11 protein-coding genes are annotated in these 12456 nt (G+C 33.1%); 3 read left to right on the top strand and 8 right to left on the bottom strand.

Annotation, left to right across the window (positions count from 1 at the left end; all coding sequences use genetic code 11):
* Positions 1-13 precede the first annotated feature (13 nt).
* Positions 14-643: a hypothetical protein gene (locus tag NLJ00_RS21150; protein WP_256635315.1), complete on the bottom strand. Its 630-nt coding sequence runs from the start codon at positions 641-643 to the stop codon at positions 14-16.
* Positions 644-649: 6 nt separating this feature from the next.
* On the bottom strand, positions 650-1147 hold the full coding sequence (locus NLJ00_RS21145) for a hypothetical protein (RefSeq protein ID WP_256635314.1): 498 nt from the start codon (positions 1145-1147) through the stop codon (positions 650-652).
* 292 nt (positions 1148-1439) lie between these two features.
* Between NLJ00_RS21145 and NLJ00_RS21140 the strand changes: the two genes are divergently transcribed.
* The 3 genes from NLJ00_RS21140 (at position 1440) to NLJ00_RS21130 (ending at position 3460) form a co-directional block, all read left to right on the top strand.
* Positions 1440-1673 (top strand): hypothetical protein, encoded by a 234-nt coding sequence (locus NLJ00_RS21140; RefSeq protein ID WP_256635313.1) that lies wholly within the window; start codon positions 1440-1442, stop codon positions 1671-1673.
* A 349-nt stretch (positions 1674-2022) separates the two neighbouring features.
* A complete protein-coding gene (locus NLJ00_RS21135) occupies positions 2023-2571 on the top strand; it encodes a type 1 glutamine amidotransferase domain-containing protein (protein WP_256635312.1) in 549 nt (182 codons plus the stop codon).
* Between the two features lie 655 nt (positions 2572-3226).
* Positions 3227-3460, top strand: a complete 234-nt coding sequence (locus NLJ00_RS21130) for a hypothetical protein (protein WP_256635311.1) — start codon at positions 3227-3229, stop codon at positions 3458-3460.
* Positions 3461-3503: 43 nt separating this feature from the next.
* Here the strand turns inward: NLJ00_RS21130 and NLJ00_RS21125 are convergent, their stop codons facing one another.
* The 6 genes from NLJ00_RS21125 to NLJ00_RS21100 form a co-directional block, all read right to left on the bottom strand.
* Entirely contained in the window at positions 3504-4019 is a 516-nt protein-coding gene (locus NLJ00_RS21125) for a hypothetical protein (RefSeq protein WP_256635310.1), read from the bottom strand.
* A 33-nt stretch (positions 4020-4052) separates the two neighbouring features.
* On the bottom strand, positions 4053-5291 hold the full coding sequence (locus NLJ00_RS21120) for a DUF6161 domain-containing protein (protein ID WP_256635309.1): 1239 nt from the start codon (positions 5289-5291) through the stop codon (positions 4053-4055).
* 110 nt (positions 5292-5401) lie between these two features.
* Positions 5402-6154 carry a hypothetical protein gene (locus NLJ00_RS21115; protein WP_256635308.1) on the bottom strand — a complete coding sequence of 251 codons (753 nt, stop codon included), beginning with the start codon at positions 6152-6154 and terminating at the stop codon, positions 5402-5404.
* Between the two features lie 447 nt (positions 6155-6601).
* On the bottom strand, positions 6602-7687 hold the full coding sequence (locus NLJ00_RS21110) for an efflux RND transporter periplasmic adaptor subunit (protein ID WP_256635307.1): 1086 nt from the start codon (positions 7685-7687) through the stop codon (positions 6602-6604).
* Between the two features lie 71 nt (positions 7688-7758).
* Complete coding sequence (locus NLJ00_RS21105; RefSeq protein WP_256635306.1) at positions 7759-11049, bottom strand: efflux RND transporter permease subunit; 3291 nt, start codon at positions 11047-11049, stop codon at positions 7759-7761.
* A gap of 12 nt (positions 11050-11061) precedes the next feature.
* Positions 11062-12447 (bottom strand): TolC family protein, encoded by a 1386-nt coding sequence (locus tag NLJ00_RS21100; RefSeq protein ID WP_053472019.1) that lies wholly within the window; start codon positions 12445-12447, stop codon positions 11062-11064.
* Positions 12448-12456: the final 9 nt, after the last annotated feature.

The raw sequence follows: 12456 nt of genomic DNA, 5'->3' as shown, positions 1-12456 counted from the left end.
TGGTGATGTAATATTAATCTAAAATCGAATATATATTACATATATAATAAAGAACAAATAAAAGTATTATAACTGCAATTCCAATTATAATTTCTGGATTGACTTTATCAAAAAGTTTGGGTTTTTTAGATAGAGAATGCACTATTGCTGTTATAATAGATATAGAAAATAGGAGTAAAAACCCGAATTTTCCATCATCATTATCTTCTTCATTTCTACATTTAAGGCTTAGATATTCTTTGTTGTTTTTTATTAATGAATGAATTTCACAAGAAGTTTCCGTGTCAAAATCGTCTATATCATCTTTTAAAATGGAAATTGAGATTGTATCTCCGGCTTTTATTTCATTTAGTACTTCATCATCATTAACACATCTATAATCATAACTGTCAATCTCAAAAGTAGTTTGATTATTTATACAGTTAATTTCTATCCATTTTTTACTATGCTTCCCTTTTCTTTCTTTGAATTGAGGAGCGGTTGAAGTGATTAGATTTTCATAGACCTGAAGTTCTGATTGTTTTATTATATAGCTTCCACTGATGACTTTCATAAAAAAGTAAGTCCCTATGATGAAACAGGTTACAGATACGATTAAATAAGTTTGTTGCTTTTTTTCCCAATCACTAATACTTTCAATCATAAATTTTTATTGGCTGTTTGCTTTTCGATTTACATGTCTTATTACAGGATTTTGGCCATCCACATTTCTTTTACTTCTGCCTTCCAGACCAATTTGAACATCATTTGGTTTTTCAGAACCTAGTTCGTTAGGGCTTACATACGTATACATTCCGTATCCATGTCCTGAAACAATCCAGCCTTCGGTTTGATTTAAATGAATAACGCTAAAGTCTCCGGCGGATCCTCCGACATGTACCGGGCCAAATTCTTTCATTAATTTTATTGCCTCGCTTTCTAAATCTGGAATGGTATCTGCATTGTCAAAAATTATATAAGTTCCGTTTTTGAATAAAACCCAATCTTGAAATTTTGGATTAATAGCAAGTCTGACGTGATTAAGCAAATCAGCTTCTGTCATTTCGTTAGATTCTTGATTGTCAATTTTCTTTTTTTCAGGGTTTTTACAACCCAACGAAAAGAAAGTTAAAAGAGGTAGAATAATTTTAAATGGCTTTATCTTCATATAGAATTTGGTTTCAAGAGGATTTTTCAAATGTATTAATTTTTGATTATGATTTAATGCGTTTGAGGTAATTTGATTTTCTTATTTATTGTTTAAAATAAAAATATTTATTGTAAGAAAAAGAATATGAATACTGAAAAATTTTACTATATTTGTCATTCCTAAAATTACGGACGACAGTATTATACAATGTGAAACCTACAATTTTTAATATGTGGGATTCAACAACTGTGAGCATTATTAGCATTTTAAACAACTAATTATAAGCGTCAAATTATTGAATTTTAGGATTATGAATACAAACACAATTTCAAAAGAAGCTCAAACAAGACTTCTAAATTTCTTCAACACTAAAATTGATCCGCAAGACATGGCCAAAGCAATAAGGCAGGTAAATTATATCCTTGCTTTAGGCGTTATGCGAGAACATGAAACTCTTCAAAACGGAATTGATAATTTAGAAAACAGCTTTTTTTGGCTGAATGAATTGGCCGAAGTTTTGAATCCTTATTTGGAGAAGGAATAGAATTTATAAAAACCTCGATTTGAAAAAATCGAGGTTTTTTTATTGATTGTTATCATTCTTTAATTTATGAGCGACACTTCGCGCACCAAAAGGTATATTCTGATTCTGGAATTTCCTTTTACTTCGTAGTAAACGAATTGTGCAATTATTCTCTATTAAAATCCTATAAAATAGTGAACCAAATTGACATCAATTTTATATAATTTCAGTTTAATTTTTAATAAAAATTTGATTTTCAATTAATTAACTTTTATTAAAGAAAGCTTTAACAGCGTCTGTTTCTGCTGGCTGTTTGAAATAACTAATTTTAGCTTAAATCAAATTAATAACATTTTAAATATTTAAAATCATGAAAAAGAATATAGCAATATTAGCCACAAACGGTTTTGAAGAATCAGAATTATCATCGCCAAAAGCCTATCTGGAAGAGCAAGGTTGGAATGCAGATATCGTCAGTCTGAAATCTGGAACTATCAAATCTTGGAAAGACGGAAATTGGAGCAACGAATATAATGTTGATGTTGTATTAGATCAGGCAAATGAAGCAGATTATGATGCTTTGGTTTTGCCGGGAGGAGTAATTAACCCTGATTTATTGAGAAGAGAAGAAGCAGCAGTAAATTTTGTACGTTCTTTTTTTGAAAGTAAAAAACCAGTAGCTGCTATTTGTCATGGACCTCAAATTCTGGTAGATGCTGACGTTTTAGAAGGTCGAAAAGTAACTTCGTTCTTCTCCATTAAAAACGATTTAAAAAATGCCGGAGCGCAATGGGAAGACTCAGAAGTTGTCGTAGACAACGGATTAGTAACCAGCCGAAACCCCAATGATTTGCCCGCTTTTAATAAAAAAATGGTAGAAGAAATTAAAGAAGGAAAACACGAGCGTCAAACAGTCTAAAAAAGATATTTTATCTAGATTTGTCAAATTGCAAAAAATGCAAGATCAATTTTGGTCTTGCATTTTTTTTATTGAATAGTCCCTAGTTTTAACTAGGGGATTAAAAGATTCAATAGTAATAAGGCTTTAGCCAAAACACGCATTTTGGCTAAAGCCTTACAATTATTCTTATTTATACCTCCAGCTAAAGCTGGAGGCAATTGATTTTTTTAATTAATTGAGGATTAATCTTTGCGTTCCTCTGGTTGAAACCAGAGGCTATGTTTTAAAATAATTGTGGAGTTTATTTTTGATTTTTTTGTCTTTTGCTAGTGTTAGCGTTCCTATTTTACGTCTAGTTTGTCATTTCGACCGAAGGGAGAAATCTCCAAAAGTAGCTCGACAAAGATTGTGGACTCACTTTGCGGAGTGTCTAGTGCGATTTCTTCCTTCGGTCGAAATGACAAAAATGCGATAAATGCCTGCTGAAATATAGATTTCTTATATTTGATAAAAGCAATATATTAATTGAAAGAAAAATCTTTCTTTTTAAAATATTTTTCTCTACATTTGAAGTTCTTAAATCTTCACATTTAAAATAAAATAAAATTTGCCTTTTATGGTTGACAAGTAATATGTCTTACCAAAATAGGCTTTAATTCATTAAATGGAAGACATGAAAACAAACACACTTTCCAAAGAAGCTGAAACAAGGCTTCTGAATTTCTTCAACACTAAAATTGATCCGCAAGACATGGCTAAAGTAATAAGGCAGGTAAATTATATCCTCGCTTTAGGCGTTATGCGAGAACATGAAACTCTTCAAAATGGAATAGATAATTTAGAAAACAGCTTTTTTTGGCTGAATGAATTGGCTGAAGTTTTGAATCCTTATTTGGATGGAGAATAAATTTTATAAAAAACCTCGATTTTTTCAAATCGAGGTTTTTTGTTTAAATTTTACCATTCTTTGAGTTTAAGAGTGGGTCGCCCGAGACATTATGGAAAAAAATTAAATATAATGCTAATGCACCAAAAAAAATAATAATAACATAGTGAAGTAGTTTGTAAATATTATGACGTTTACAGGATATTTTCCATTTTTTTATTTTGATTTGCGGTTCAGGTTTTTTAATGCTTTCATTTAATGCTGATAATATTTTATCATATTTTATTCTTGCAGCTTTTGCTCTTTCCTGATGCATAGTTATAAATGGCATTGTGCTATTAAAAAATGCTATTGCTATTAAATTAATAAACGACATAAACAGAAACAATCCTAATGATAATATGTTATTAAAATCTTTAGCATTTGTAAGTGTTAATATGAATACACCAGAGCTAATCGTCAAAATAAAATTACTAAAATTTTCTCGCCGTGTTTCTAAGTGATCTATTCTGTCATATTGTAATTGATAATACATGCGAAAATTTTCTATATCAATTTTTTCTTTTGGTTCATTTTCCATATTTAATTTGTTAATTTTAGAGATGATATCAATTTACCCCTTAATTTTATCTATTATGCCAGGCATAGTTGGACTACTATCTTCTTTTAATAATCCTGAATCTGCTCTACTAAAAAGAGATTGTAGAATCAGTTTTTTGTCATCATCTACAATTGCACCTTCTTTAATTAATGAAAGATAGTACATAGTTAGTTTCTCTCTCTCTTGTGCATCTCTTGCTAAATGGAAACTCGAAAACATAGCTTTACGCAAAGATTGAATACCAAAAAAGATTAAGGAAATAAATGTCACGAAAACAATTGACCAACGGATAGCTGCAATTTTATCGTCGCTAAAAAAACTTGCCAACATACTCTCTGGTGTTTTCCATAGAAGCATGTATAAAGAGAACCCGCCTACTAGTATTAATGCAAATAATGCTCTCATAAACATATGTCCTTCATCTAATAGTTTTTGTGAAGTTTCTTTCCAGTGCTGAGCAGGTGCTTGTAATTGTAAGAGTTCTTTATAAGTTTGTTCAATGTTTTTTCTTTCTTCATTTACTTCTTCAGAAAAAGTTTTAGCAGTTATTTGATTCAAACTAAACCATTTGTTTAGTTTTTCTTGATCATCTTTTTTTATTTGATCAGATGTTTTAACAAAGGAATCTATTTTATTTTCTCCAACTTCCAATAATTCCTTTAATTCTTTATCAGAATCCGAGACATATTTTTCAACTCTGGTTTTTAAAGAATTAAAAGAACTTCGGTCATGAGATGAGTGGTTAATTGATGGACTTTCTCTAAGTTCAAATAATATTGCCATTGTAATACCTTTAAAATATTCCTTATTTGATAATGACGTATGGTTAACCCTTCCAGCAAAATAAGTATAGGCAGCATCAAAAAGTTTTGCGGATTCTTTAAAGGCTGAAATTAAAAAAAAAGCTTCACTTGAATCAGCGGGCATCATTTTTTCATAATCATATGTGCTAATTGAGGATTGTAATTCTGCAATATATAGATGGGAAAGATTACCATTTTGCGTCATTTCAATTAATTGTTCAATTCTAGTTAGAATTGTAGCAAAATAATTTTTACTTTTTAATAAATCTGACGGCAGTGCTTCATACTCATCCCATTTTTTAATTTGATCAGTTACATATCTATATAATGTTGATATGTTGTAAGTGTTTTCAAAATTTGAAATAGGAAATTTTAAAGTAAATTGAGAGTCTTTAATTTCTGACGCAACATCAGATTTTAGAAATTTATTTATTTCGTTAATATTCATAATTCTTGTATTTGTTTTTGGTAATATCTGACTGTCTTGTCCTAAAATAGGTTTACGTTAAAGTGTGAAAATATGTTCAGGAGTGAGACGCTCGAGCCAGGAAGCAAAGACTAGTATAAAATTTCACATTCTTCTTTTGTAAACTTTCGGCGCATTGTAGAAACTTTTCCTTTTGAAGATTGATAAATTACTTCTATTTCTAATCCAACAATAGCTGTAAGAAATTTTTCAATATTGTATAGATTGGATTTGCTTTTTACCACTCGTAGAATAGGGAAAATCTGTCCAGGTCCAAGTGAACCTGATGTTTTTATATTATTACTAGTTATTTTACTCTCAGTTTCCATATAACTTGAATTTAGTCCTAAAGGAATAAGCATTTTTTGAAGAAAAAGGGGATTTTTTTCTTCATATTTAAATACTTCGTTATTGTAATAGAAATTGATCTCTTTAAAATATGCTGTTCCTGTCCCAGTATTTGACATATAGATTCCTACATCTTCCTCACCTTTACCAAACATTTTGTAAAGTACAATAGTAATAATTGGCATAGTCGCTGTTTTTAAAGAATCAGAAAGGCTATTTATTTGCAGCTGTAACAGATTTTTTTCTTTAGCTAATTTTAAACTATCGGTAGTAAGTTCATCTTTTACTTTGTTTAGTTTATCAATAGAATTGTTTAGTGATTCTATTTTTGTATTAAAAAAACCTGTTACCCAAAGAATAAATATACTGGATAGAGATGCAATCGTTGGAACAAAAAAAGTTGGTTTTTTATACCATTTTTTCTCAAGTTCAAGTATTTCTAATTTTAATTTTTGTTCTTCAAGTATTGTTTTGTAAGCCTTTGTTTCTGTTTCCATTATAAATTATTTATTAGATTATCTTAAGTTTAACTGCTAACAATTTTTTTATATATAACAAACCTTTCTTTTTCCAAAATTATCAATTTATCAATCTAAACAACCACGTATTTTTACTGGTTTATTCTGTTGTATATTAAGTTTTTAACTTTCATAGAAGAAGAGTTTTTTTTACCAGTAAAACTTGAATTTTCTTATATCACTTATATGGTTTAAAAAAAACGTAGCGACTCTGCGTCTTTACAAGAAATTTTCACGGTAATCAGAATACCTACAAGGTTTTAAAAACCTTGCAGGAAAACACAAAAAAAGGACGGCACTATATCAAGTACCGTCCTTCAAGGCAAATTTTAGATTTGCATTTTAAAATCAGTAACAATTTTAAAATGCCGCATTCAAGAATGCGTACAGTTTTTGGTAATCACTAAATTGAAGACTAAACGCAGGTTATTCGTTTATGATATCGCCTTCCTTAGTTTCTTCGCTGGCAATTTTTACCAGTTTATCTTTAAGGCTTAAATCTCCGAAAATTTCAATTTTATCGTCAATTTCTCTTCCTTTTTTAATATCAACTCTGTTTGCTTTGTGGTTCACAACTCTAATTACAAACAAACCTTCAGCAGAATTCACTACTGCCGATTTCGGAACTACAAATGTGCTGTCTTTCGCGTTAAGCGGTAATAGAACTTCGGCAACCATTCCTGGCAATAAATCTTTTTTGGTATTGATAACATCCATTTCAACACGCTCAGAACGTAATTTTAAATCTAAAGCCCCAGACATTCTGGTAATTTTAGCTTTAAAAGTTTCAGGCAGTGATTTTACATTAAAACTCATTTCATCGCCTTCATGTAAATATCCTGTATACAATTCTGGAATAGAAACCGCCAAACGTAATTTATCTTGCTGTTGAATGGTTAATAAAGGCAAATCTGAACCTTTTCCTGCCGGACCAACAAATGTTCCTAAATTCACGTTTCTTGCCGCTACAACACCATCAAACGGAGCGCGGATTTCAAGATAACCTCTCATAATCGAAACTTCTTTATGCGCTGCAATTGCGGCTTGGTATTGTGCGTAATCAGAATTCTTTTTTCCGCTTGCCATTTCTAAATCGTTTTTAGAAATCGTTCCTTCAACTTTGCTGGTTTCATACAAACGGTTGTAAGTGCTTTTGCTCGTTGTATAAATCGCTTCCATCGATTTTAATCTCGATTCGGCTGCGGCTAATTGCGAACTGATTTCCGGAGCTTCTAAAACAATTAAAAGCTGTCCTTTTTTTACTTTCGTACCAATATCAACTTTCAATAATTTTACGAAACTGCTCACTTTAGCATACAAATCTACTTGTTGAAAACCAGTTAATTCGGCTGGTAAACGCAATTCTGTGCTTAGTTTTTCTTTTTCTAAAAGAAACGTTTCAGTTTTAGGTTCGATTTCTGCCACAACAGGTTCTTCTTTCTTTGAATTACAGCTGTTAAGGAAAAATAATGCTGCAAAAAACAGCGCGCTATATTGTATTTTATTTTTCATTTTTTGGTTTTATATGATTATTAAAGGATAAAAGTTATCGAAGTTTTTTCACCACGATTGAACTTTCAACTTTATGACTTTCCAACTTTCGACTTACTTATTGATGAGATATAATGGATGCTTTCTTCGTCTTCAGGATCTAAAGAAACAGATTGTGTCGATGTTTTTTCTTGTGCCCAGGCAAAAATCTGAGGAAGAATTAATAATACGGCAAAAGTAGAAAATAATAATCCTCCAATAACCGCTCTTCCTAATGGAGAAACCTGATCGCCGCCTTCACCATGTCCAATTGCCATAGGTAACATTCCCGCAATCATCGCAACCGAAGTCATAATAATAGGACGAAGACGTAACGCCGCAGCTTCTCGTGCAGACTCTAATGCATTTCCGTTTCGTTTACGCAATTGTTCGGCATTCGTGACCAGTAAAACGGCATTGGCAATCGAAACCCCAACTGACATAATGATTCCCATATACGATTGTAAATTTAACGTAGATCCTGTAAGCGTAAGCATTAATAAAGCTCCTAAAACAACCGCAGGAACTGTCGTTAAAATTACCAACGAAACTTTGAACGATTGGAAATTAGCGGCTAACATTAAGAAGATTACAAAAACGGCAACCAATAATCCTGTTTGTAAACTACTTAATGTTTCGCTCAATACAGTACTTAACCCAATTGGCGAAATAAACAAACCACGAGGTAATTCGCCTAAAGAACTAATTGTTTTGCCCACATCTTTTGCAGCCGTACCTAAATCGGTTTGGTTGATGTTTGCCGTAACGGTAATGTATGGCATAGCCCCTAAATTGTCATTTTCTCCACTTACATAAGTTGGTGTAATTTTAGCAACGTCACTTAAAACCGGACGAATCGAGTTTCTTAATACCGGAATTTCTCCAATATCAGTTCTACTTTTCATTTTATTTAAAGGAACCTGAACCTGAACGTTGTATGATAATCCCGCTCTTTCGTCAACCCATGTATTTTTTTCGGTATATCTTGATGATGAAGTCGAAGCTACAAGCGAACGAGAAATATCATTCATATCAACGCCTAATTCTGCAGCACGGGTTCTGTCAATATCAATATTCATTGCCGGATAGTGAATTGGCTGACCAATTTGCACATCTCTGAAATACGAAATCGCTTTTAGTTTATCAACAATTTGATTGGCGTATAATTCATTTCGTTTTTTGTCTTTTCCTGCAATACGAATTTCGATTGGAGTAGGAGAACCCTGGCTTAAAACTTTATCAGTCAATTCGATTGGTTCAAAAGAAACTTTAGTATTTGGCAGTACTTTTTTAAGTCTTGCTCTAAAGTCATCTTTAAACTCATCCATATCAACATGATACTCTTTTAAACTCACTTGGAAAACCGCTTCATGAGAACCCGCCATGAATAAATAAATAGGGTTAATGGAGAATAGAGAAGGGTGCTGACCGACATAAACAGAAGTGATTCCGATATGCTCTTTTCCAACCATTTTCTCCAATTCTTTTAAAACAATTCTGGCTTGCTCTTCTGTTCTTTCTAAACGAGTTCCGTCAACAGCGCGCATTCTCAATTGAAACTGACTTGAATTTGTTTTTGGGAATACATCTTTTCCAATAAACCCAATAAATACAATTGCTAAAGCGGTAGCAGAAACCAGATATATAATACTTGTCGCTTTTTTGTATGGAAATAATCGATCTAAAGTTCTCATAAAACGAACTCTGAATCTTTCAAAAAGGCTTATTTTTCCGTTATTATCCGTATCGATTTTTTCAACGTAGCCTTTTTTCTGTGTTATCAAATCTTTTTCAGATTCCGGAGTTAAACCGCAGTCTCTAAATTCAGCTTCATCATCTGTAATTTCCGGGCCATGTGCATGTTTTTCATGACCTTTCATTAACCAGTTTGCCATTACAGGAACAAAAGTCTGAGATAATAAAAATGAAATAACCATCGAAAATCCAATCGCTAAAGCCAAAGGCAGGAACAACGCTCCCGGAATGCCAACCATTGTAAATGCTGGCGCAAACACGGCAAGAATACAAAGTAAGATCAATAATTTAGGCAATGCAATTTCCTGACACGCATCCCAAATCGCGAGTGCCTTGGGTTTACCCATATCAAGATGCTGGTGAATATTTTCGATGGTTACCGTACTTTCATCCACCAAAATACCAATTGCCAAAGCCAATCCTGATAAAGACATTAAGTTGATCGTTTGCCCGAATAATTTCAAGAATAAAACTCCAGAAATAACCGAAATTGGAATCGTCATAATTACAATCAAAGCCGCACGACGGTCGCCAAGGAAAAGCAATACCATTAATCCGGTCAAAACCGCACCAATAATTCCTTCAGTAATTAAACTTTTAACCGAGTTGATTACATAAACCGACTGGTCAAACTCATAAGATAATTTTACATCTTCAGGAAGTGTACTTTGAATTTTAGGAAGTTCGGCTTTTAATTTCTGAACCACATCCCAAGTCGAAGCATCTCCCGCTTTTGCAATACTAATATAAACCGAACGCTTTCCGTTTACCAAAGCATAACCTGCCGTAATATCGGCACCGTCTTTTACAGAAGCAACATCGCCTAATTTTAGATTTTGAACGCCGCCTTTAAACAACGGAATCTGCTCAAAATCTTTAACTTCTTTAATCGTATTATTAGTTGGCGTAATATAATTTTTATCGCCCATACGAACGTTTCCGGATGGAGCTGTTTGATTGTTTAAACGAATCGCTTCCACAATTTGATCCGGCGTCATATTATGCGAACGCAATAAATCCGGATCAACATTTACCTCAATTGTTCTTGGGCTTCCGCCAAAGGGAGCCGGAGATAATAAACCTGGAATTGCCGTAAATGAAGCACGCACATAAACGTTAGCTAAATCCTGTAATTCGTTGTTTGATCTAATTTTACTGCTCAAAACCAATTGACCAATTGGCAGAGAAGAAGCATCAAAACGAATGATAAACGGAGGCTGAGTTCCCGGAGGAAAAGCCGCCTGAATCCTGTTTGAAAGTGCACTTAACTCGGCAGCCGCCTGAGCCATGTTTGTACCTTCATAATAGGTTAATTTCATGATCATTAACCCCTGAATATTTTTGGTTTCTACCGATTTGATACCATTCGAAAAAGGCAAAACATTCACGTAGTTTTTAGCAAAATAAGCTTCCATCTGGTCTGGCGTATAACCTCCAAACGGATGCGCAATATAAATAACCGGCAAATTCATTTTTGGTAAAATATCTACCTTAATGTCCTTGATGGCACCAATTCCGAAGAAAAATAGACCCGCAACCAATACTAATATGGAAATGGGTTTGCGGAGTGCAAAACGTATTAAATTCATTAGACGTTATAATTAAAATTCATTTATAAATAAGTCAAAATTGCCCGTTGCAGCAACTTTCAGTAAAAACGACTGCCATACATTATTGTTCACAATATCACGATCGATTTCGGCACGGTTTAAAGTGTAAATCGTTTGGGTCAAATCGGTTAGATCCGTTAAACCATTTTTGTATAAAGTCGATTTTTGAATGTAAGCTCTTTTTGCCGCATCAACCTGAATAGGAGCTTCGGCATAATTATCAAGTGTAATTTTGATCTTATCTTCGGCAAAAGTCAGCTGTGATTTTAATTCTCTGTCTGCCTGATTATATTCTTCCTGTAAAGCCTGAGAAACAAATTTCTGAGCGCTTACTTGTTTGCTTGATCTAAAAGGTGTGGTTAAATTCCAAGTGATTCCAACTCCAACCAAATAATTGGTACGATCCGGATTTACGCCATCCCAGTAATTTCTGCTAAAAGCATGCTGGTCTGTAGCATAACTATTTTCAAATCCCGAAGCCCTGGTTTGTAAAACACCAAAAGCACTCATGGTTGGGTAATAAAAACGTTTGTATAATTTAACCTGCTGATTGCTGTAATCGATTTTCGTTTTATAGAATTGTAATAAAGGATGCAGACTGTCTGTAGCCGCATTTGTTTTAATTAATTCTTTCGGAATCTGCGTTACAAAAAGAGTATCCGTAACAAAATCCTGAGGCGCAACGCCCATTAAATCGACCAGTTTATTGTTTTGTTCTTTAACGAAATTCTTCGCCAAGTTCAAAGCAATTTTAGCTTTAGAAACTTCGGCTGTAGCCAATGTAGAATCTACGCCCGCCAATAATCCGTTTTTAACTCTCGCAACAGCTGTCTTTTTGAAAACCTCTGCACGATCCAGATTTTTTTGCTGAGAAATCAACAATCTCTGGCTTGCCAGTAAATTTAAATAAGCAGCAGAAATTTTGATTTCCTGCTGGAATTTTTCCTGCTGTAAATCTTTTTCTTTGGCCTGAACATCAATTTTCGACAAATTGATTTTTTCCTGCGTTTTTCCAAAAGTGAAAAAATCCCAGTTCATGTTGACCAGATAAAGTGCGCCAAAAGCCGAATTCCAGTTTTGTTCCGGCAGCGGTAATCCTGATGAAGCAACTCCAAGACCTCCAAATCCATAAAGCGGTCCGTTTTGACCATTTACAGTTCCGTAATCCTGCTGTGCCGATAAATTTAGGTTAGGCAGGTAATCACGTCGAGATTGTTTTAGAGTCTCTTTTGATGCATTGGTGTAATTGTTTTTTGCCCTGATCGAACCGTAATTTTCAAGCCCAGTTTTTACTGCTTCTTTTAAAGAAAGGGTTTGAGAGTAACCGATTGATGCAAAAATCAAGAAAAATAATAAGGTAATTTTTTTGAAATACATAAACTCAAG

The organism is Flavobacterium panici (genome assembly GCF_024499525.1).
Classification (GTDB): domain Bacteria; phylum Bacteroidota; class Bacteroidia; order Flavobacteriales; family Flavobacteriaceae; genus Flavobacterium; species Flavobacterium panici.
The sequence above is the reverse complement of the archived record's forward strand: the minus strand, read 5'-3'. Positions and strand labels throughout refer to the sequence as shown.

Coding starts and splice junctions, on each gene's coding strand:
- NLJ00_RS21150 (WP_256635315.1), bottom strand. CDS start 643: ATGATTGAAAGTATTAGTGATTGGGAAAAAAAGCAACAAACTTATTTA.
- NLJ00_RS21145 (WP_256635314.1), bottom strand. CDS start 1,147: ATGAAGATAAAGCCATTTAAAATTATTCTACCTCTTTTAACTTTCTTT.
- NLJ00_RS21140 (WP_256635313.1), top strand. CDS start 1,440: ATGAATACAAACACAATTTCAAAAGAAGCTCAAACAAGACTTCTAAAT.
- NLJ00_RS21135 (WP_256635312.1), top strand. CDS start 2,023: ATGAAAAAGAATATAGCAATATTAGCCACAAACGGTTTTGAAGAATCA.
- NLJ00_RS21130 (WP_256635311.1), top strand. CDS start 3,227: ATGAAAACAAACACACTTTCCAAAGAAGCTGAAACAAGGCTTCTGAAT.
- NLJ00_RS21125 (WP_256635310.1), bottom strand. CDS start 4,019: ATGGAAAATGAACCAAAAGAAAAAATTGATATAGAAAATTTTCGCATG.
- NLJ00_RS21120 (WP_256635309.1), bottom strand. CDS start 5,291: ATGAATATTAACGAAATAAATAAATTTCTAAAATCTGATGTTGCGTCA.
- NLJ00_RS21115 (WP_256635308.1), bottom strand. CDS start 6,154: ATGGAAACAGAAACAAAGGCTTACAAAACAATACTTGAAGAACAAAAA.
- NLJ00_RS21110 (WP_256635307.1), bottom strand. CDS start 7,687: ATGAAAAATAAAATACAATATAGCGCGCTGTTTTTTGCAGCATTATTT.
- NLJ00_RS21105 (WP_256635306.1), bottom strand. CDS start 11,049: ATGAATTTAATACGTTTTGCACTCCGCAAACCCATTTCCATATTAGTA.
- NLJ00_RS21100 (WP_053472019.1), bottom strand. CDS start 12,447: ATGTATTTCAAAAAAATTACCTTATTATTTTTCTTGATTTTTGCATCA.